This is a genomic window from Xenorhabdus sp. PB61.4 (assembly GCF_963894935.1).
GTDB lineage: Bacteria > Pseudomonadota > Gammaproteobacteria > Enterobacterales > Enterobacteriaceae > Xenorhabdus > Xenorhabdus stockiae.
In genome coordinates, this window is sequence record NZ_CAWQJR010000154.1 from 18,356 (window position 1) to 40,600 (window position 22,245).

The following is a 22,245-nucleotide window of genomic DNA, read 5'->3' on the forward strand; positions in this document are numbered from 1 at the left end:
TTTGATCTTTATGTACTAAAAATAATCACGAACAGAATGTTGTTACAGAGATCACAATTAAAATTAACAATTAACTTAACATATTGAACATCATCGATTCTTGCTTTATTAATATATTAATAATTTATCTTGCGATACATCGCTCAGCTTGCAAGGAGTTGTTAATGAAAGGCACCGTCTTTGCCGTCGCTCTCAACCACAACAGTCAGCTCGATTTTTGGCGTAAGTCATTTCACAAAGCGCCATATAACGCGCTTCCTCAAACTCCAGTTTGGTTTATCAAACCCCGTAATACAGTGATTACGTCCGGTGATGTTATTCCCCATCCCATTGGGGAAACGGTGCAAAGCGGTGCGACGCTGGCACTGTTTATCAGCACAAATAACGCCGGCAAAGCTGCCCGCAAAGTTTCTGCCAAAGATGCCGAACAATACATAGCCGGATATGCACTGGCTAACGAAGTCAGCTTACCGGAGACTTCATTTTATCGCCCTGCCATAAAAGCAAAATGCCGCGATGGTTTTTGCCCAATTGGTCAGATGTCGGATGTGAAGACTATAAACTCACTGGATATCATCACCGAGATAAACGGGCAGGAAGTTGATCGCTGGTCAACTCATGATCTGGTGCGTTCCGCACCAGAACTTTTATCCGCATTAAGCGACTTTACCACCCTGAATGAAGGGGACGTCATTCTGCTGGGAACGCCTCACCAACGTGCCACTCTGCATCCCAATGATACTGTCACAATCAGGGCTGGTGGTTTCCCCATTTTACAAAACACCGTTGTATTGGCCGGAGGTCAGGCATGAAACACGCCAGAATTCACTATCAGGGTCAGGATTTACATGTCACTGTTGATGAGCAGGAGAATGTACTGCTACCTGATAGCAGCCGGATCAGCGGGCTTGATGTTGTATGGCTTCCGCCAGCCACCGGAACACTGTTCGCATTGGGTCTGAATTATGCCGATCATGCCACAGAGCTGGAATTTAAGCCGCCGGAGGAGCCTCTGGTATTTATCAAGGCAGCTAACAGTTTCACAGGCCACCGTCAGGTTTCCGTCCGTCCTGATAATGTGGAATATATGCATTATGAAGCCGAATTAGTTGTTGTCATTGGTAAACCAGCCCACAAAGTTTCCAGAGCTGATGCCATGGATTACGTTGCAGGCTATACCCTCTGTAACGACTACGCCGTTCGTGATTATCTGGAGAATTATTATCGCCCCAATCTGCGTGTAAAAAGCCGTGACACGTTAACGCCCATCGGGCCGTGGATTGTTGATAAGCACGAGATTGCCGATCCGCATAATCTGATCCTGAGTACCTGGGTTAATGGTGAATTACGCCAGCGTGGCACAACCGCAGATTTAATCTTTGATATCCCCTTTCTGATTGCCTATCTGAGCGATTTCATGACATTACAGCCAGGAGACATGATCGCCACGGGCACACCCAAAGGTTTATCCGATGTTGTTCCCGGAGATGAAGTGATTGTGGAAATCGAAGGTATCGGACGTCTGGTAAATCATATTGTCAGCCAGCAAGCATATGAGGAAAGCCTGTCATGACCACAATTAATCATTGGATCAACGGTAAAAACGTTGGCAGCAGTACCTATTTTGAAACAGTCAATCCCGCAACCGGTGAGGTATTGGCAGAAGTCGCTTCTGGCGGAAAAGAAGAAATTGCTCAGGCGGTGGCTGCCGCAAAAGACGCTTTTCCTAAATGGGCAAATACCCCAATGAAAGAACGCGCGCGTCTGATGCGACGTTTAGGCGAATTAATCGACCAGAATGTACCTGAAATTGCTGCAATGGAAACCAGTGATACGGGCTTGCCAATTCATCAGACAAAAAATGTCCTTATCCCACGTGCTTCCCACAATTTCGATTTCTTTGCGGAAACTTGTCAGCAGATGAACGGGCGCACTTATCCTGTCGATGACAAGATGCTGAATTATACCCTTATCCAGCCTGTAGGCGTCTGCGCACTAATTTCCCCGTGGAATGTGCCGTTCATGACTGCCACATGGAAAGTTGCCCCCTGTCTGGCTCTGGGAAACACCGCAGTCCTGAAAATGTCCGAGCTTTCACCACTGACCGCTAACCGTCTGGGAGAACTGGCTCTGGAAGCCGGTATCCCCGCAGGAGTACTGAATGTAGTGCAGGGATATGGCAATACTGCCGGTGATGCGCTGGTAAAACATCATGATGTCCGTGCCGTTTCTTTTACCGGCGGGACAGCTACCGGTCGCCTGATTATGCAGAACTCAGGGCTGAAAAAATACTCCATGGAACTGGGCGGCAAATCGCCGGTACTGATTTTTGAAGATGCCGATATTGAACGTGCGTTAGATGCTGCCCTGTTCACCATTTTTTCCCTCAATGGCGAACGCTGTACAGCAGGCTCCCGTATTTTCATTCAGGAAAGCATCTATCCTGAATTTGTGAAACGTTTTGCAGAACGCGCCAGCCGCCTGCGCGTTGGTGATCCGCAGGATCTGAATACCCAGGTTGGTAGCCTGATCAGCCACCAGCACTGGGAGAAAGTTTCCGGTTATATCCGACTGGGTATTGAAGAAGGCGCAACGCTGTTAACCGGAGGGCCGGACAAACCGGCAGACCTGCCTGATCATCTGAAAAATGGTCACTTCCTGCGACCAACCGTCCTCGCCGATGTAGATAACCGGATGCGTGTGGCACAGGAAGAAATTTTCGGCCCGGTCGCCTGTCTGTTGCCATTCAAGAGTGAAGAAGACGGCCTTCGCATGGCTAACAATGTGGAATATGGGCTGGCATCTTATATCTGGACTCAGGATGTGAGCAAAGTCCTGCGTCTGGCACAGGGAATTGAAGCTGGCATGGTCTTCGTCAATTCCCAGAACGTACGCGATCTGCGCCAGCCATTTGGTGGAATAAAAGCCTCCGGTGTCGGACGGGAAGGCGGAGAATATAGCTTTGAAGTTTTTGCTGAAGTGAAAAATGTTTGTATTTCAATGGGAAATCATCCCATTCCTCGCTGGGGACTTTGATCTAAGAAAAGAGATATATCCGAGGGAATTCAGACTACAGACTGAATGATGCGGGTATATCTCTTCCAGCGTTAACCGCTTTTCATCATCCTGATACTGAGTGAGGATTTATGGGCAAGTTAGCGTTAGCAGCAAAAATTACACATGTACCTTCCATGTATCTGTCCGAATTGCCGGGTAAACACTATGGCTGTCGGCAAAGTGCGATTGACGGGCATAAGGAAATCAGCCGTCGCTGCCGGGAATTGGGTGTCGATACCATTATCGTGTTTGATACCCACTGGCTGGTAAATAGTGCCTACCATATTAACTGTGCAGAACATTTCTCCGGTATTTATACCAGTAATGAATTACCGCATTTTATCCGTGATATGAGTTATGAGTATGACGGAAATCCCGAACTGGGACGGATGATCGCAGAAGAAGCGCGCCAGATGGGGGTTCGTGCAAAATCACATGAGATTGCCAGCCTGACACTGGAATATGGCACATTAGTGCCAATGCGCTATATGAATAGTGACCGCCATTTTAAAGTTATTTCAATTTCGGCTTTTTGTACTGTTCATGCTTTCGAAGATAGCCGTAAGTTGGGAGAAGCCATTTTACGGGCTATTGAGAAATATGATGGCACCGTTGCCGTGCTGGCCAGCGGTTCACTCTCCCACAGCTTTATCGATGATCAACGTGCCGAAGAAGGCATGAACAGCTATACCCGCGAGTTTGATGAGCAGATGGATAACCGGGTTGTCAAACTTTGGAAAGAAGGTCGCTTCAGGGAGTTTTGCGACATGCTGCCTGAATATGCCCTCTACTGTCGGGGTGAAGGCAATATGCACGATACCGTCATGTTACTCGGGCTGCTTGGCTGGGATAAATATGACGGCAAGGTTGAGTTTCTCACGGAATTATTTGCCAGTTCAGGAACAGGACAGGTGAATGCTGTTTTCCCATTACCACATTCTGTTAACCAGACAACTTCCGTCTGACAGGAGTTAGCTATGCCACATTTTTACGCTGAATGTACCGAAAATATCCGCAAAGAAGCCAAATTACCGGAACTGTTTGCGAAAGTGAATCAGGCGCTTGCTGATACCGGCATTTTCCCTCAGGGCGGGATCCGCAGCCGGGCTATTTGGCTGGATACGTGGCAAATGGCAGATGGAAAACAGGATTACGCTTTCGTTCACATGACACTGAAAATCGGTGCAGGACGCAGCGCTGAAGATTGCCAGAAAGTCGGGGAAATGCTGTTTTCACTCATCAAAGCTCATTTTGCCGATTTAATGGCACAGCGTTACCTTGGTCTCTCTTTTACAATGGAAGAACTTGATCCAATACTGAATTATAAATCCAATAATGTTCATAAGCTGTTTAAATCAAAAAATGAGACATTATGAGTGTCATAATTCAATGTAACTGAAATTCAAAGTGATTGAAGTACAAAAACGTTAAGTTCACCTTTTTGTTAAATGAAGAGAAAACCATGACAAACCATCTTGATGCTGTATTACACGATTCCTTGTTATTACGTCAGCAGGGTTATATTGACGGAAAATGGCTTGATGCTGACAATAAAGCCACTTTTGCTGTGACCAACCCAGCCACTGGTGACATCATCGCCAATGTCAGTGATATGGGGGCAGCAGAAACTCATCGTGCGATTAAAGCTGCCGAAAAAGCGCTTCCTGCCTGGCGTGACCTGACAGCCAAAAAACGTAGCCAGATACTCAGGCAGTGGTTCAATCTGGTCATCGATAACCAGAAAACACTGGCCGAACTGCTGAGTATCGAGCAAGGGAAGTCCCATGCTGAGGCGATGGGTGAAATTGCTTATGGTGCCAGTTTTATCGAATGGTTTGCAGAAGAAGGCAAACGCGTTTACGGCGAAACTATCCCTTCCCCAATGCCGGGTTGCCGCACATCCACCATCAAGCAACCCATCGGAGTGGTTGCTGCGATTACACCGTGGAATTTTCCTAATGCCATGATTACCCGCAAAGTCAGCCCGGCGCTGGCCGCAGGTTGTACTGTCGTCCTGAAGCCGGCCGCAGAAACCCCGCTTTCCGCACTGGCTCTGGTTGTTCTGGCTGAGCAGGCAGGGATCCCGGCTGGGGTCTTTAATATTGTCACCGGAATGGACGCCAAAGCGATTGGGGAAGCCCTGACTTCAAGCCCTATCGTACGCAAACTCTCTTTTACCGGATCGACACGAGTAGGTAAATTGCTCATGGCACAAAGCGCCGATACGGTGAAAAAACTCTCTCTTGAATTAGGTGGCAATGCACCTTTTATTGTTTTTGATGATGCCGACTTAGATGCCGCAGTTAAAGGTGCAATGGCAGCGAAATTCCGTAACAGCGGCCAGACTTGTGTCTGCGCAAACCGGATCCTGGTTCAGGAAAACATTTACGAGGCATTTGCTGAGCGTCTGGCTCAGTCAGCCAGAGAACTGCATGTTGGGCCAGCCAGTGATAGCTCCTCACAGCAGGGCCCTCTGATTAATCAGGCTGCGATAGATAAAGTTCAGGCGCATGTCAGTGATGCTGTTTCCCGTGGTGCAAGGCTTCTGACCGGAGGAAAATCCCATAAACTGGGTGGCCTGTTCTTTGAGCCAACCGTACTGGCTGATATTGATGAAACAATGCAAGTCGCCCATGAAGAAACATTCGGCCCTCTGGCTGCCCTGTTCAAATTCCGGGATGAAGAAGAGGCCATTCGCATTGCCAACAGCACAGAGTACGGGCTGGCAGCCTATTTTTATTCCCGCGATATCGGCAGGATTTACCGTGTAGCAGAAGCGCTGGAAAGCGGCATGGTCGGCATTAACGAAGGGCTGATTTCCAACGAAGCTGTTCCGTTCGGGGGCATAAAACAGTCTGGTCTCGGGCGTGAGGGGTCGCGCTACGGCATAGAAGATTATCTGGAAGTGAAATACCTCTGTTTCGGAGGATTATAAACCAAAGGAGTTTGACACATATGCTACAGCAAGAAGTCGTATCACAGGTTGCTCGTCGTTTATATCTGGCAGAGAAAGACCGTAAACAGATCCGTCAAATCTCACTGGATTATCCGGAAATAACCATTGAGGATGCATACGCCATTCAGCGTGAGTGGGTCAGTATGAAAATGGCGGAAGGCCGGGTATTGAAAGGACATAAAATTGGCCTGACATCCAGAGCCATGCAGCTCAGTTCACAAATTGAAGAACCGGATTATGGCGCACTGCTGGATGATATGTTTTTTCAGAGCGGTAGCTATATTCCCTGCGAACGTTTTATTGTTCCGCGCATTGAGGTGGAATTGGCATTCGTACTGGCAAAACCGCTGCAAGGCCCAAACTGTACACTGTTTGATGTTTACAATTCGACCGATTACGTTATTCCGGCACTGGAGCTGATCGATGCCCGCTGTCATAACATCGATCCGGAAACCCAGCGCCCGCGTAAAGTCGTGGATACGATTTCTGATAATGCAGCAAATGGGGGCGTCATTATGGGAGGACGCCCCATCAAACCCCATGAGCTGGACTTAAGATGGGTCAGCGCTCTGCTCTATCGCAATGGTGTAGTTGAGGAATCCGGCGTAGCCGCAGCAGTGCTTGACCATCCTGCCAGTGGTGTTGCGTGGCTTGCAAATAAGTTAGCACCACACGGTGTCCAGCTTGAAGCGGGCCAGATCATACTGAGTGGCTCTTTCACCCGACCGGTTGCAGCCCGCAAAGGTGATACATTTCATGTGGATTATGGCGCATTAGGTTCAGTGAGCTGTTATTTTTATTAAAAATCAGTCTGGTATAAAAATGAATTAAAAATTTAATTAAAAAATCGGAGCATAAGGCGCACTCATGGATCAACTGACAAATAGATTCAAACGGGCCCTGCAATCGGGGCAACCACAAATCGGTTTATGGCTTGGGCTTTGTAGTTCATACAGTGCTGAAATTCTGGCGGGAACTGGTTTTGACTGGCTATTGATTGATGGCGAACATGCCCCCAATGATATCTCTTCCACCCTGAATCAGTTACAGGCTATTGCTGCCTATCCAAGCCAGCCCATTGTTCGTCCACCGTGGAACGATCCGGTTATTATCAAGCAACTGCTGGATATCGGCGCTCAGACACTGCTCATCCCGATGATTCAGAATGCTGAGCAGGCACGTGAAGCTGTACGGGCTACCCGATATCCACCGGAAGGCATTCGGGGTGTAGGCAGTGCACTGGCAAGAGCTTCGCGCTGGAATCGTATCCCTAATTATCTGGCTCGTGCCAATGAAGAAATGTGTGTGCTGATCCAGATGGAAACCCGTGAGGCTTTGAATAATTTGTCAGAGATGCTGACGATTGAGGGTGTTGATGGCGTATTTATCGGCCCCGCAGATCTCAGTGCTGACATGGGGCACCACGGCAACCCCCAACATCCTGAGGTTAAGGCGGCGATCGAACAAGCTATCAGGCAAATCAACAAAGCAGGCAAAGCTGCCGGGATATTGATGACCAATACTGAAGCGGCTGAGCACTATCTGGATCTCGGGGTGAAGTTTATTGCCGTTGGTGTTGATACCACACTGCTCTCCAATGCAGCCAGTTCGCTGGCGGCACATTTCGGTAAAGGACAGGAAAACACCGTATCGTCTGTATCCAACGCTGCATATTAATCAATAAAAAGGTCACAACCATGAGCAGCTCACCTGAAGCCATACAGAAACATGATGCACCAGACTATTCACATAAAAACCTCACGGCACAGCAGCAAAGTGTTATCAAAAAATTATTTCGCCGCCTGATCCTGTTTCTGTTTGTCCTGTTCATATTTTCTTTTCTGGATCGTATCAATATTGGTTTTGCCGGTTTAACGATGGGAAAAGATCTGGGTCTTACATCGACCATGTTCGGGTTAGCTGCAACACTGTTTTATGTGACTTATGTGGCTTTTGGTATTCCCAGTAATATCATGCTGGGCATTGTAGGAGCCAGACGCTGGATTGCCACGATTATGGTGCTGTGGGGGATTGCTTCCACCGCAACAATGTTTGCTACCGGTCCCACCAGCCTGTATATCCTGCGTATGCTGGTCGGGATTGCAGAAGCCGGTTTTCTGCCCGGTATTCTGGTCTATCTGACATATTGGTTTCCGGCTTATTACCGTGCCCGTGCTAATGCCCTGTTTATGATTGCTATGCCTGTCACAATGGCATTTGGTTCACTGGCATCCGGTTATATTCTGGAAATGGACGGCATCTGGGATCTGCGTGGCTGGCAGTGGCTGTTTTTTCTGGAAGGCTTCCCTTCTGTTCTGCTGGGTGTTGTCGTCTGGTTTTATCTGGATGATTCACCAGAGAAAGCAAAGTGGCTGACAAATGAAGATAAAAAATGCCTACAGGAAATGATAGAGAACGATAAAGTTTCTTTAGCACACCCTGAACCTTCACACGCAAAAACCAGCCTGTGGCGTGAAATTTTTACCCCGATTGTCCTGATGTACACCTTCGCTTATTTCTGCCTGACCAATACGCTGAGCGCCATTAATATCTGGACGCCACAAATTATGCAGAGTTTCAATCAGGGAAGCAGTCACACCGTTATTGGCCTGCTAACAGCTATACCTCAATTCTGTACCATTTTGGGGATGATCTACTGGAGCCGTCGGTCAGACCGCCTGCAAGAACGAAAAATGCACACAGCTCTGCCTTTTCTGTTTGCGGCAACAGGCTGGATCCTGACGTCACTGACAGACAACAGCATGATACAGCTTTTAGGCATCATCATGGCATCAACCGGCTCGTTTACTGCGATGGCAGTATTCTGGACGACGCCCGATCAATCCATCAGTCTGCGAGCACGTGCTATTGGGATCGCGGTGATCAATGCGACGGGTAATGTGGGTTCGGCTGTCAGCCCTTTATTGATCGGGTGGCTGAAAGATCAGACCGGCAATTTTAACTCTGGTCTCTATTTTGTTGCCGGGCTACTGGTTATCGGGGCACTGATAGTTCTGCTGATCCCAATGAAACACGCAAGATCATAAAATTTGTCTAATTTACGACGTCTCAAAAAATATCCTGATGACCACCTTGAAGGGAATAAATTGATGTCAGCCAGCCAGATAAACAGCGAAGTTATTAGCAATATTGATATCAGTAAAGATTATGATGAAACTCAGGGATCAGATGATGTCCATTATCAGACTTTTGGTCGAATGGCCGCATTTTTTGGTCGTGATATGCAAGCCCATCGCCATGATGGCTTTTTTCAGCTGCACTATCTGGTCACCGGCCGGATTGAATTACAATTGGACGATCTCCGTTACTCGGTACAGGCTCCGCTGTTTATCCTGACTCCCCCTTCCGTACCCCATGCATTTTTTACGCAGGAAGGCACCGATGGTTATGTACTGACTGTGCGTCAGGAGTTAATTACTCCCCTACTTAATTCGCTCTATCCTGCACATCGGGAACTGATTGATATTCCGGCTTTCTGCCTTTCCATCGCCGATAAACCGGACGAACTGGAAACATTCAATCACTACTGGGCATTAATTAGTCGTGAATCAGCCAATCAATTTGCTGGTCGCGAACAGTCACTGACTTTCTTGGCACAATCCCTGTTTACTTTTCTTTTACGCAGTATTCCCCTTGAAGATCATCGTGCTGGTGGAGTCAGAGGAGAACTGAAACTCTTCCAGCGCTTTAACCAACTGGTCGATCAGCATTACAGCCAACATCTTACTGTACCGGAGTATGCTCAGATTCTGGGAATTACAGAATCACGCCTGAAAGATATGTGTCGCCGGTTTGCAAATCGTCCCCCCAAGAGATTGATCTTTGACCGTCAATTAAGGGAAGCAAAACGGTTACTGTTGTTCAGTGATAGCCCGGTATTTGAAGTGGCATACCAGTTAGGATTCAAAGATCCGGCTTATTTCGCCCGGTTTTTTAATCGGCTGGAAGGGTGTTCACCGAGTATCTGGCGAGAAAATAACGTCAAATAACCATAAAATACCTTCATCATAAAATACAATCATATTCAGATATAACTTCTGATCGGACGCGCTTATATCAAAACACAAAGCTGATCACATTTACGTAACAAATCACCCGTTTTACCGAAAAGTACCTGCGGTTCTTCTGAAAGTCTCTTCAGATATTCTCCCTCAGTCGCTTCAATTAAATATATAAGTCAACATTTATTTAACACTTAACCTACCATTAAGATAACAAATCAGAATGGAAGGCTTCGGATGATGAGGTAGCTATGAAACCAGAAGATTTTCGTGCCGATAAAACACGTCCGTTAACCAGTAAAGAATATATGCAGTCATTACAGGATGGACGGGAAATTTATATCTATGGTAAACGGGTCAAGGATGTGACGACGCATCCCGCTTTTCGCAATGCTGCTGCCTCTATCAGCCAATTATATGACGCTCTGCATGACCCAAAGACTCATGACATTCTCTGTTGGGATACTGATACCGGCAGCGGCGGTTATACTCACAAATTCTTTCGTTTCGCAACCAGCCCAGATGACATCCGCCAGCAACGCGATGCCATTGCTGAATGGTCACGCCAGAGCTATGGCTGGATGGGACGCACACCGGATTATAAAGCGGCATTTTGTTGTGCTTTAGGGGCTTATCCGGAGTTTTATGGGCAATTCGCCGATAATGCCCGTAGATGGTATAAACGCATTCAGGAAAATGCGCTTTATTTTAACCATGCAATCGTCAACCCTCCGATTGATCGCCATAAACCCGCCGATCAGGTTAAAGATGTTTTTATCCAGATAGAAAAAGAAACAGATGCGGGGATTATTGTCAGCGGTGCCAAAGTCGTGGCAACCAATTCCGCCTTAACTCACTATAATTTTATCGGTTTCGGCTCGGCGCAGGTTATGGGTGATAACCCTGATTTTGCCCTGATGTTTGTCGCTCCAATGGATTCTGACGGCGTCAAATTAATCTCCCGAGCTTCTTATGAACTGACAGCAGGTGCGACCGGATCACCTTTTGATTATCCACTTTCCAGCCGGTTTGATGAAAATGATGCCATTCTGGTGATGGATAAAGTGTTAATTCCGTGGGAAAACGTGTTAATTTATCGTGACTTTGATCGCGCACGTAATTGGGCCGTTCAAAGTGGCTTCGCCCGTCTGTTTCCTATGCAGGCCTGTGTACGTCTGGCCGTTAAACTGGACTTTATCACCGGATTACTGCAAAAGAGCCTGGAATGTACTGGTGTGGTGGATTTTAGGGGTGTTCAGGCTGATTTGGGTGAAGTCGTGGCATGGCGCAATCTGTTCTGGTCGCTGACAGATGCAATGTGGGCAGAAGCAAAACCGTGGGAAGGTGGAGCCTACCTGCCGGACACTCAGGCAATACAGACTTATCGGGTCATGGCACCAATGGCTTATACAAAAATTAAAAATATCATTGAACGTAATGTAACCAGTGGATTAATTTATTTGCCATCCAGTGTACGGGATATGAATAATCCTGAAATTAGTCAGTACCTTGAGAAATATGTCCGGGGTTCAAATGGCATTGATCATGTTGAACGCATTAAAATTCTGAAACTAATGTGGGATGCCATTGGCAGTGAATTTGGCGGGCGCCATGAATTGTATGAAATCAACTATGCTGGTAGTCAGGATGAAATTCGCCTGCAATGCCTGCGCCATGCGTATGGTTCCGGCAATATGAAAAAAATGACTGAGCTGGTGGATCAGTGTCTCTCTGATTATGATGTAAATGGCTGGGTAAGCCCCCACTTACATAACAACAACGATATAAATTTATTAGATACGCTACTGAAATAAATGAGTAGCAGGAGACTTATGATGTCTTTAGAAAATGAACATCGCTTGCTATTCAGAGACGCGATGGCAAGCCTTTCTGCGGCGGTGAATATTATCACAACCGACGGCCCGGCCGGGCGTTGCGGTATGACAGCGACGGCAGTATGCTCTGTGACGGATACTCCGCCGACTTTGATGGTGTGCATAAACCGTAACAGTGCTATGAATCAGGTATTTCAGGGTAATGGGCAACTGTGTGTCAATATCCTGAATCATGAGCAGGAATTGCTGGCCCGCCATTTTGCAGGTATGACTGAAGCCAGTATGGAAGAACGCTTTAGCTGGGATATCTGGCACACAGGCTCATTAGGGCAACCCATGCTGAAAGGAACACTCGCCAGTCTGGAAGGAAGCATCGAACAGGTGCAGGAAATCGGCACACACAATGTTTATCTGGTCGAAATAAAACAGCTTCATGTTCTGGAAGAAGGCCACGGGCTGATTTATTTTAAGCGTGCTTTTCATCAGGTGATGAACAAAACTCTGGCTACCGCAGTTTGACGTGAAGATAAAAATTAGTATTCTATCACTAGTACCCCCATTGAAAATAATGGGGGTTATTTTTGAGCTCAGTATCAATACCCCCCGCCTAATACATAATAATATCCATCAATAAGAATGGTTCAAAAATTAAATATCTACTTCACCTTTTCAAAAATAAATAAAATAAAAAACTGCAATATAAAGACAAAAATAATTAATAAAATATTTAATTTTTTACGCAATCAACATTGCAACGATAAAAGCAACGCGATATAACACAAAAAGAACAAATCAAAAACAAACCGAACACAATTAGGAAATTGAAATTATGATAATAAAATAAAACCACCATGAAAAATAAACAATGCTATTTGTTCCTGTGCTTATAAAAAATAACTATTAAGAATCATGAGGGCTAGCATGGTAATCAGATCAATAAAAATTGAAAACATCCCATTTAATTTACCAACAAAAATAATTTATGAACGAAATTCACTAGAAAAAATTTGTCGTTATCTTAGTGAAAATAAACTGACCAAAACATTGCTAATTACTTCTCTAGGAGCCTTTAAAAGATCTCCCGGATTGAGGGGTATATTTACCCAAAGCAACAAAAATTCAGAAACAAAAATAATTCCCTATTTTATTGAAAGTAATGTCAAAGCATCAACTGAAGAGTTACAAAAGATAAAGAATCGTTTATACAATGACAATTTTGATTCGCTCATTTCAGTGGGTGGTGGCAACATACTGGATTTAGGAAAAGTAGCCTCAATTTGCCTCGACGATGCAGTACAAATTGAAACAGTTGTTGGTAATACCTTTGAATATGTAAATAAAAAACTATTTCATATTGCGGTTCCAACCACGTTTGGCACTGGCGCTGAAGTCACCAAAGGTGCAATTATTCTGGATAATAGCAATGGTAATAAAGACGGAGTTCGGGGAATGGCCATTTTTCCTGATATTGCTTTAATTGACGCTAATTTTGGCCATACTTTACCTGATAACGTATTACGGGAAACAATATTTGATAGTTTTACGCACGCCTTTGAAGCAACTCAGGCCATCAAGAAAAGCAGAATTATTGAATTAATTGCGTTAGAAGCATTATCTTTAATTAACAAGATTGTAGATCAATATTCCAAGGGCAATATTGATGAGCAATTTTATGATGATATTGCCTATGCAGCTCTATTAGGTGGTATCTGTGTCTGCCATAATAGTACTTGTTTACCCCATAGGTTTGAACAAGCCTTCTCCCCCATATATAAACTCTCTCATGGCGCTGGTTTAGCAGCCTTTTATCCAGAATGGATAAAGTTATTGATAAAATATAAAGTAAATACACCTTTACCAGAAAACATTACACAACACATGCCTCTTGATAAATATATTTCAAGAATACTTAAAAAGTTAAAGTTAAATAAATTAAAGGATAGATTAAAATCATTACCCACAAGCAAAGAAGATATATTAAAAAGAATCAAAGGTAATATAACCAACGATCCCATAGTAAATAAGATAGGTAAAGAAGCAGTAAACATGCTGATTATTCATTACTTAGAGATAAACCCATGAGTTACTCATTAATATGCACAGCGAAAGGCTGCCAATTCTATCAAAAAGAATCGATTCCCAAACTTGAATCTGGTTTTTTATTACTGGAAATTCAAAAAGCGACTATTTGTGGTTCAGATTATATGGTTCTCCACGGTAGCCATCCTTATAAAAAATATCCAGCTATTCTTGGTCATGAGTTTATCGGAAAGGTAATAAATAATAATGGTATTTCAATATTTAAAGAACAGCAATGGGTAACGGCATTATCTTATGGCTATTGTGGATATTGTGAATACTGTAGAGTTAAGCGTTACAACCATTGTTCCCAAAAAATCACTTATAACACTGCCGGCAGTGGTGGTGCATTTTCTAATCATATGATTGTTCATCATAGTTCATTAGCATTTCTCCCTGATAATTCAGATTTATTCGTTCTTTCTGAACCTCTTAGTATTGTTATACATGCACTCAATAAAATCAGTATTACACCAACAACAAAAATACTAATTATTGGAGCTGGTGCAATGGGTTTGCTCAGTGCCATTACCTGTCAGGAAACCTATGGTGCCTGTGACATCACATTTATAGAAAAAAATGTATCCAGGAAAAAATTTTTAATTGAGTTGGGTTTTACCGTAATCGATGAACAAGTCGCAGTAGTGGAAAATAAATTTGATGTAATGATTGTCGCAGGTGGAAATAAATTGAACTTCAGCCAAATACTCAAATTAACGGCTGTTGGAGGTGAACTCTTATTCATTTCCTATTTTGACACTATTAGTCAATTAGATATGAATACAATTGTACGGAAAGAGTTAAAATTCAGTGGTTCATTCCTGAGTACTCTTGATGACTTAAAACAGGCCATCGATATATTACACCTATCTACAACCACACACTCAAAACTGGAAAAAATAATTACTAAAAAAATTCACTTTAAAGAACTTAAAAATCACATGATTACGGGTAATTCAGACGGAAAAGTATTAATTGAATCAATAGGATATTTATAATGAAAATAACAGCATTTGTTATAGGTGCAACAGGTTGGACCGGATGTGAAGTTATTCGATTATTAGAAAATCATCCCTACATAAAAGAAATTTATCCCATTTCCCGGGAGTCAGGTATTGATCTTGAATCTTTACATCCGAATTTAACCGGCATTGCTAAAAAAACATATACGCTAGAAGAAATACAGCATATAACACCTGATATTATATTTCTTTGCCTTCCATCCGGTGAATCACATACAGTAGCCCTTGCTTTCAGCCATACTCAAGCCAGAATTATTGATTTAGGTGCTGATTTCCGCTTTTCCGAATCTGCCCTGTTTGAAGAAATTTATGGAAAACCGCACGGTGCAAAGGAATTACAGGGAAAATTCACTTACGGTTATGTTGAAGAATATCGGGAGTCAATTAAAAAAAGCCACTATATTGCTAACCCTGGATGCTATGTCAATGCCGCTCTATGTGGTTTAATTCCCCTGATTAAAAAAGATATCATAAATACTGACATGATTTTCATCAGTGCCATTAATGGGACTTCAGGAGCAGGTAATCAGCATAAAAAAGAATTACTTCATTACAATCAATTTGGGAATATTCTGGCTTATTCGCTCAATGGCCATCGTCATACTGACGAAATAGAAAACATCATTAAAGAGACGACAGGTAGACAGGCAAATATCTCATTAGTTACTTCACATGGTAATTTCGCCAGAGGCATTTTCATGATACAAGCCATGAAATTAAATACAAAAGTAACCTATAACAGAAACGAAATTCTCGAATATTTACAAGATTATTATAAGAATAATGAATTTGTTTCCATTGTTGGATTAAATCAAGGTTCTCAAGGTATTGAAAAAGATTATGGTATTTATCCTCAACTATCTAAAGTTATTGGTTCAAATTCCTGCCATATCTCTATCGATATTGTTCAAAAAACAGGTGAATTACGTATTGTCAGTATCATTGACAACTTAGTCAAGGGCGCAGCGGGAACCGCTATTCAAAATATGAATCTTATGCTGGATATCAAAGAATCAACAGGATTAACACGTTATGGTCTCTAAACTGAGAATACTTGTTGTAGACCCTATTCATATAAAACTAAGAAACTATATAGAAGAAAATTTTACCGTTACAGTAAAACATCCTATTACACAACAAGAACTTATACAATGTATTAATAAATACGATATTTTAATACTTCGTAGCGGAGCACAAGTGGATAGTGAGTTACTTAGTCACGGAAAAAACCTGAGGGCGATTATACGCGCAGGTACGGGAACAGATAATATTGATTTACAAGCTTTATATAACGCAAAGATTCTTTTTTATAACACACCGAATACTAATTCCAGAGCTGTCGCGGAACTGAGTATTGGTTTGATGCATTGCCTTTTTCGCCATATAAAACGGGCAAGTAATGAAATAGAAACTAATATTTGGAATAAAAAATCACTGATGGGATTTGAATTAACCAATAAAAAATTGGGGTTAATCGGTTTTGGTAGCATAGGGCAAGAAATTGCTAATATTGCCAAAGGCTATAATATGTTAGTTTCTTGTACAGTTGCTCACTATTCGACAAAACGAGCAGCAGATATGAATACAAAAAATATCACTTTATTTAACCATCTTGAGGAGTTAATGGCATTTAATGACATACTAGTCGTCTGTTGCCCATATACTAACTCAACAAAAAACCTAATAAATAAAGATAATTTATGTTACTTAAACCCGACATCAATTTTAATCAATGTCGCCAGAGGGGGAGTTGTTTCCGAACAAGACCTTTATCATTCTTTGATTAATAAAAATATTTATGGTGCAGCCAGTGACGTATTCGAACATGAGAGAAAAATTTCTCCTCTATTTACTCTAAATAATTTCATTGGAACACCACATATTGGTGCTATGACAAATGAATCGCAAGAAAAGATTGCTGATTTGATTATTCAATTTTTAAAGCGGGAATTTTCAGATTAAATACCTTAGTTAGTCATAATTAAATGTAAATAAATAAGCGATAATTCAGGAGTCGTAATAATGTCTATTCAAGAAAGATTAAAAAATAAAAAACAAACCCAATTTATGGAAGCACATAATGGTCTAAGTGCAAGAATTGTTGAGCAAGTTGGTTTTGAGGCTATTTGGGCATCAGGGCTTTCCATCAGTGCTTCAATGGGACTTTCGGATCGCAATGAAGCTTCATGGACACAAGTAATCAATATACTTGAACAAATGTCGGATAATATAGAAATTCCAATATTAGTTGACGGTGACTCAGGATTTGGCAATTACCTGAATGTCATTCGTTTTGTAAAAAAACTGAAGAATATCTCTATCAATGCAATGTGCATTGAGGATAAACTTTTCCCAAAAATAAACTCTTTTATCGGAGAAAATCAAGAACTTGCCCCTGTTGAAGAATTTTGTAACAAAATTAAAGCAGCTAAGGATACCGGTGGGAATAATTTCACATTAATAGCCAGAGTAGAAGCATTAATTTCTGGTAAAACAATGGCAGAAGCATTAGACAGAGCAGAGGCCTATAAACAGGCTGGTGCTGATGCTATTCTTATTCATTCGAAACAGAATACAGCAATCGAAGTATTTGAGTTTTCTCAGCACTGGAAAGAAAAGCTACCACTCTTTGCCGTCCCAACAAAATATTACAACACAAAATATTCAGAATTCGTTGATCATGGAATTAACAATTTAATCTGGGCCAACCATCTTATCAGAAGCTCTATTTATAGCATGAAAAAAACAGCCGAAACAATTTACAATGATAAGTCTCTCATTAATGTGGAACATAATATTTCAACATTAGACGAATTATTTAATTTGACCAATGAAAGAAATATGAAAAAATTAAATAAACTATATAACTCGTAAAATTTTAAAAAAACATACATTTTAAAATTAAGTATTCTATATATCCTTTTTAATTATGGATATACCCCTATGTATGTCTAAAATATGGAGAACGAAATGACTAGCATTGCAATAATCGGCGGTGGCCCTAATGGCATGTATCTACTCAATGGAATATTAAGTATATTAAATGAAAAACCAGAACAAAAATTAAGTATAACATTATTCGATAAATATGGAGATTTTGGTTCCGGTTGGGCCCACTCCCCTCACCAACCTAAAACCAGTATGCTTAATCGTATCGTTGGCCAACTTGCCTATGCTCCAGATAACTCAAATAATATTAGTGAGTTTTATCCAAAATCAACAAGGACTACTTTTATTGAATGGTGTAAAAGAAAATACTCTCTTACACAAGACGAAAGATATAACAAAAATGCCGATGAATTTCCTACTCGTGAATTATATGGAGAATCATTGAAAGAAGTCTTTAATGCCTTAGTTAATGAACTATTATCTGCTGGTGCAGATATAAGGCTAATAAAAGATGAAGTAAATGGAATCAAAAAAGAATCTGATAACAAATATAAAATAACGACACAAAACGGGTTAGATGATGACCTCTTTACATTTGTGATCCTCGCTACCGGGCATCAGGAAGCAGAAAATAACTTTGTATTATCAGAAAAGTTGCGAAAATATACAGAGTATTATAATTTTGCTTATCCTTTATTTGATATTCCAGATTGGCAGAAAAAAAGAATCGGCATTATAGGCATGGGACTTACTGCCATCGATGTCATGCTTTATTATACTGAGAATAAAGGAGGAGTATTTCTCAGGGAAAATAACAAACTGATATATCAGCCATCCGGGGAAGAACCAGAAAAAATCTTCGCATTGAGTCGTTCTGGGTACTTTACTTATAGCCGTCCCCATAACTTCAAAGAAGTTGATTTAAAAAAATATGAACACAGTGGCTATTTTTATACCCGCCCATTTGTGGACAAGCTGCGTGAACAATTAGGTGCACCTTCTCATCTAGATAGTTCCCCTGTTAACCATTCACAACAACTGGATTTTGATCGCCATATTTTTCCTGTCATTCTATTGGAACTTAAGTTGTGTTATTACCGCATTCTATTCGGTCAGGAAATATTAGAACTCATGATCGAACAGACCCGGCCATTAGTGAGTACTTTCAGCTCCGGGCATAATCAACACAACATGCAGAAAGAAACAGCTATTGAGTTTTTAACTAAAACCGTCGATATCTTAGCCAGAGAAACTATTTTCAAAATCAGGTGCTATCTTAACAATCAAGTCACCACCTTTATTCAACATATTCCTATAGAATCCGTCGTTAAACGGTTTGTTCATGTGGTTTATGGTCAACATATTGCAGAAAGCGGTAATATTGCTCAAGTTGTTCAACAACTCGCCTCAATAAGCAGTCCCTGGGGCCATAGCCCTGAACCTGAAAAACACCTGTTCAATTGGGATTTCATTGTCGATCCCATTACACATATGGATTTTGCTTCAGATACACCATACAGAGAAAGACTCCTTAAATTCATGGAGTTAGATCGTCTACAGTCAGAGCAGGGTAATCTGGATAATCCATATAAGGGTGCCTGCGATGATGTTTTTAGGGATTTACGCCAAATTGTGGTTTATGCAGTTGATTTTGGAGGAATTACACCAACTTCTTATTACCGGATGCTAAAAGATTTTTATGCTGTACATAACCGTGCTGCTAACGGCAACTGCATTGAGCTAATGGAAAAGATAGAAGCCCTTATTGAAGCTGACATTGTTGATGTTACTTATGCAAAATCAAACATCCAAATCGATAATAATATCGTTTACCTCCATAGCCTGAGCGATCCAGGAAGTTTTACCACTCTTGACGCCATGATCGATGCTAAATTACATCATTTCGATGCCAAAAAAGCCAAAAACCCGCTATTTTCTAACCTGCTTAATGAAGGAATAACGTCTCGTTGGATCCATAAAGATCAGGATGGTGTTGAAAATCCCATAACTAGTTTCAATATCACACGTGAATTTCAGTTTATTAACCATCATGGAGAAAAAGAACTGATGTTCTGTATCGGCCAGCCCTCAGAAGGGATCATGTTCTTTCAAAATGGTTCCATTCGCCCAAATGTAAACCATCATGTAGCCAATGATGTACTGGCCTGTATAGGTGCAGTAAAACGAGAACTAGATAAGCATACCAATACATCTGATACAAACACCCGACCTGATAAACAAGAAATACAACATTCAACCTAAGAATTCGAAAAATAGATGTGACCTTAACTAGCTGAGCCCTTATAGACCGGGCTACAGCTTTAAACATTACATTGCCAAAACAGAGCAATGAACATTGAATACTGAGGTGTATTTATGAGCTACATGTACCCATTTAAAGACTATGCTCCAGAATTACCTAAAGTTATTTCAGGCAAAGGAATATGGTTATTTGATGAAAACGGAAAAGGATATATTGATTCTTCATCCGGCCCAATGACCGTAAATTTAGGACACTGCCATCCGACAATAATTGAATCAATAAAAAATCAGGCTGAACGTCTACATTTTGCATATCGCTTTCATTTTCGCAGTAATGAGCCTGAAGCTCTGGCTGTACGTCTGGTTCAACTATCAGATGATAATAAACAGTATGCATTTTTTCTCAATGGTGGTTCAGAAGCCTCAGAAGCAGCATATCGTATTGCACTGGATTATTTCCGCTATCAAGGACAAGAAGGAAAAGTCTATGCTCTGGGAAGAGAAATAACTAACCATGGGAACACAATCCAGTCCCTCAGTTATGGGGATGACCGAGCTCGCAGGAATAACTTATTAGGCAATCCTCTTGATCCTGCAACAAGTACTGTCAAATTAACGCCCTGTTATTGTTTTCAGTGCCCCTTGAATAAATCACCTGAAAGCTGCCAGCTTGAGTGTGTTACTGAATCACTAAACACCATTGATAAATTCGGACCTGAGCGTATTGCATGTGTTTTCATTGAACCAATCACAGCATCATCCGGCGGTGCTCTGGTTCCACATCAAAAATATATGCAAACACTAAAAGATGGCCTTCGGGAAAGAAATATTCTCCTGATAGCCGATGAAATCGTAACTGGCCTCGGACGTACTGGTGAATGGTTCAATATGAAAACATGGGATGTTGAATCAGATATTACAATAATTGGGAAAGGCCTTGGTGCTGGTTTTACCCCTATTTCCGGATTATTAGTTTCAGAAGAAATCGGAAAAGTACTAGCACCTCAATCACCACCACATTTTATTGGTCATACCTATTCAGGCAATCCACTCTCAACCGGGATCGCTCTCTCAGTTTTAGATGTACTGACACATGAAATTGGCCTTAATACCATCAAAAAAAAGGGAAAATATTTCGGATTATTACTGAAAGAAATGCTATCCGATATCCCCTGTATAGTTGACATCCGAGGACAAGGGTTACTATGGGCGATTGAAACAACCCTCCATCAAAGCATGAGTACAAAATTCATACCAACAGGGCACAAACACGGTATTAACCTCTATGCCTGCCGCTCTTCCGGAAAAACTAAAGATTCACTCACATTACTGCTTACTCCTCCATTAATTATTACCCAAAATGAATTACACGAACTGGTATCCAGAATCAAAAAAGTATTCAGAGATAACTTATGAATAATAGAAATGTAATTTTATACAGTGCAGGGATAAATATTGATGAAGGGGTTACGCGTCATCCTCGTATTGAGGAAGAGGTGAATTCTTTATTACCTTTGCTGAAGAATAATAGGGCTATTGCGATCCTTAATCATCAAGGTGATTTCAAAAAAAATAGTGCCAGACAGACACCTTATATTGCTGAAGTCCTTTCACATCGACTAAAACGAAAAGTTGAATATTTTGAGCACTCCATTGGCAAAAAAGCTGTAGAACGTGCACATCAAATGCAGGAGGGAGAGATTGTTCTATTCAGTAATACCCGGTTACATGCAGAAGAGCAAAATAATGATATCAATTTTGCAAAACAATTATCCCGATTAGGGAATGAACTTATCATTGGTGGTTTTTGTAAATTACATCGTGAAAATGCATCAAATTCTGCCATCAAAAATTTCTTACCATGGCGCTATTCAGCAGGTGTCAATAAAGAATTGTATGACTTACAGCGATGGCAAGAAAATCTCTTCTCTCTCAAGAAAACCATATTAATTTTGGGAGGTAATAAAATAGAAAAAATTCACTTTCTATTTTCACATGAAAAAATTGAAAATGTACACCAAATCATTATTGGTGGTCTTGTTCTTAACAGCGTATTAAAGGCAATAGGCATAAATATTGGAAATTCAGATTATTTTAACATTCATATTTCTTCTGACTTATTA

20 protein-coding genes are annotated in these 22,245 nt (G+C 41.7%); all 20 read left to right on the top strand.

Going from position 1 to position 22,245, the window contains the following annotated elements:
• Nucleotides 1-164: 164 nt before the first annotated feature.
• On the top strand, nucleotides 165-812 hold the full coding sequence (locus tag AACX68_RS09905) for a fumarylacetoacetate hydrolase family protein (RefSeq protein WP_228858998.1): 648 nt from the start codon (nucleotides 165-167) through the stop codon (nucleotides 810-812).
• Complete coding sequence (locus AACX68_RS09910; RefSeq protein WP_228858999.1) at nucleotides 809-1,573, top strand: fumarylacetoacetate hydrolase family protein; 765 nt, start codon at nucleotides 809-811, stop codon at nucleotides 1,571-1,573. Before AACX68_RS09905 ends, AACX68_RS09910 begins: the two co-directional genes overlap by 4 nt.
• Entirely contained in the window at nucleotides 1,570-3,036 is a 1,467-nt protein-coding gene (hpaE, locus tag AACX68_RS09915; RefSeq protein ID WP_228859000.1) for a 5-carboxymethyl-2-hydroxymuconate semialdehyde dehydrogenase, read from the top strand. The genes AACX68_RS09910 and hpaE overlap by 4 nt, the downstream gene beginning before the upstream one ends.
• 110 nt (nucleotides 3,037-3,146) lie before the next feature.
• Nucleotides 3,147-4,022 carry a 3,4-dihydroxyphenylacetate 2,3-dioxygenase gene (hpaD, locus tag AACX68_RS09920; protein WP_099121417.1) on the top strand — a complete coding sequence of 292 codons (876 nt, stop codon included), beginning with the start codon at nucleotides 3,147-3,149 and terminating at the stop codon, nucleotides 4,020-4,022.
• Nucleotides 4,023-4,034: 12 nt separating this feature from the next.
• Nucleotides 4,035-4,433, top strand: a complete 399-nt coding sequence (locus AACX68_RS09925) for a 5-carboxymethyl-2-hydroxymuconate Delta-isomerase (protein ID WP_228859001.1) — start codon at nucleotides 4,035-4,037, stop codon at nucleotides 4,431-4,433.
• 86 nt (nucleotides 4,434-4,519) lie between these two features.
• Nucleotides 4,520-5,992, top strand: a complete 1,473-nt coding sequence (locus tag AACX68_RS09930; RefSeq protein ID WP_228859002.1) for an NAD-dependent succinate-semialdehyde dehydrogenase — start codon at nucleotides 4,520-4,522, stop codon at nucleotides 5,990-5,992.
• Nucleotides 5,993-6,012: 20 nt separating this feature from the next.
• Nucleotides 6,013-6,816 (top strand): 2-oxo-hept-4-ene-1,7-dioate hydratase, encoded by an 804-nt coding sequence (gene hpaH / locus AACX68_RS09935; RefSeq protein WP_228859003.1) that lies wholly within the window; start codon nucleotides 6,013-6,015, stop codon nucleotides 6,814-6,816.
• Nucleotides 6,817-6,880: 64 nt separating this feature from the next.
• The gene (gene hpaI, locus AACX68_RS09940) at nucleotides 6,881-7,690 is read left to right on the top strand and encodes a 4-hydroxy-2-oxoheptanedioate aldolase (protein ID WP_228859004.1); all 810 of its coding nucleotides are present in this window, start codon (nucleotides 6,881-6,883) and stop codon (nucleotides 7,688-7,690) included.
• A 20-nt stretch (nucleotides 7,691-7,710) separates the two neighbouring features.
• A complete protein-coding gene (gene hpaX / locus AACX68_RS09945; protein ID WP_228859005.1) occupies nucleotides 7,711-9,060 on the top strand; it encodes a 4-hydroxyphenylacetate permease in 1,350 nt (449 codons plus the stop codon).
• Between the two features lie 63 nt (nucleotides 9,061-9,123).
• Nucleotides 9,124-10,023 carry a 4-hydroxyphenylacetate catabolism regulatory protein HpaA gene (gene hpaA / locus AACX68_RS09950; RefSeq protein ID WP_228859016.1) on the top strand — a complete coding sequence of 300 codons (900 nt, stop codon included), beginning with the start codon at nucleotides 9,124-9,126 and terminating at the stop codon, nucleotides 10,021-10,023.
• Between the two features lie 263 nt (nucleotides 10,024-10,286).
• A complete protein-coding gene (gene hpaB / locus AACX68_RS09955; protein WP_228859006.1) occupies nucleotides 10,287-11,849 on the top strand; it encodes a 4-hydroxyphenylacetate 3-monooxygenase, oxygenase component in 1,563 nt (520 codons plus the stop codon).
• Nucleotides 11,850-11,870: 21 nt separating this feature from the next.
• Complete coding sequence (gene hpaC, locus AACX68_RS09960; protein ID WP_099110478.1) at nucleotides 11,871-12,389, top strand: 4-hydroxyphenylacetate 3-monooxygenase, reductase component; 519 nt, start codon at nucleotides 11,871-11,873, stop codon at nucleotides 12,387-12,389.
• A gap of 402 nt (nucleotides 12,390-12,791) precedes the next feature.
• Entirely contained in the window at nucleotides 12,792-13,952 is a 1,161-nt protein-coding gene (locus tag AACX68_RS09965; protein ID WP_228859007.1) for an iron-containing alcohol dehydrogenase, read from the top strand.
• Nucleotides 13,949-14,947, top strand: coding sequence for a zinc-dependent alcohol dehydrogenase (locus AACX68_RS09970; protein WP_228859008.1), 999 nt, complete (start codon nucleotides 13,949-13,951; stop codon nucleotides 14,945-14,947). Before AACX68_RS09965 ends, AACX68_RS09970 begins: the two co-directional genes overlap by 4 nt.
• Nucleotides 14,947-16,014 (top strand): N-acetyl-gamma-glutamyl-phosphate reductase, encoded by a 1,068-nt coding sequence (gene argC / locus AACX68_RS09975; protein ID WP_228859009.1) that lies wholly within the window; start codon nucleotides 14,947-14,949, stop codon nucleotides 16,012-16,014. The genes AACX68_RS09970 and argC overlap by 1 nt, the downstream gene beginning before the upstream one ends.
• Entirely contained in the window at nucleotides 16,004-16,933 is a 930-nt protein-coding gene (locus AACX68_RS09980) for an NAD(P)-dependent oxidoreductase (RefSeq protein ID WP_228859010.1), read from the top strand. The genes argC and AACX68_RS09980 overlap by 11 nt, the downstream gene beginning before the upstream one ends.
• A gap of 60 nt (nucleotides 16,934-16,993) precedes the next feature.
• Complete coding sequence (gene aepX, locus AACX68_RS09985; protein WP_228859011.1) at nucleotides 16,994-17,845, top strand: phosphoenolpyruvate mutase; 852 nt, start codon at nucleotides 16,994-16,996, stop codon at nucleotides 17,843-17,845.
• A 96-nt stretch (nucleotides 17,846-17,941) separates the two neighbouring features.
• On the top strand, nucleotides 17,942-20,122 hold the full coding sequence (locus AACX68_RS09990; protein WP_228859012.1) for an FAD/NAD(P)-binding protein: 2,181 nt from the start codon (nucleotides 17,942-17,944) through the stop codon (nucleotides 20,120-20,122).
• A gap of 114 nt (nucleotides 20,123-20,236) precedes the next feature.
• On the top strand, nucleotides 20,237-21,538 hold the full coding sequence (locus AACX68_RS09995; RefSeq protein ID WP_228859013.1) for an aminotransferase class III-fold pyridoxal phosphate-dependent enzyme: 1,302 nt from the start codon (nucleotides 20,237-20,239) through the stop codon (nucleotides 21,536-21,538).
• Nucleotides 21,535-22,245 (top strand): phosphoglycerate kinase (pgk, locus tag AACX68_RS10000; protein WP_228859014.1); only part of this gene is annotated, 711 nt, incomplete at its 3' end. The genes AACX68_RS09995 and pgk, both read left to right, overlap by 4 nt.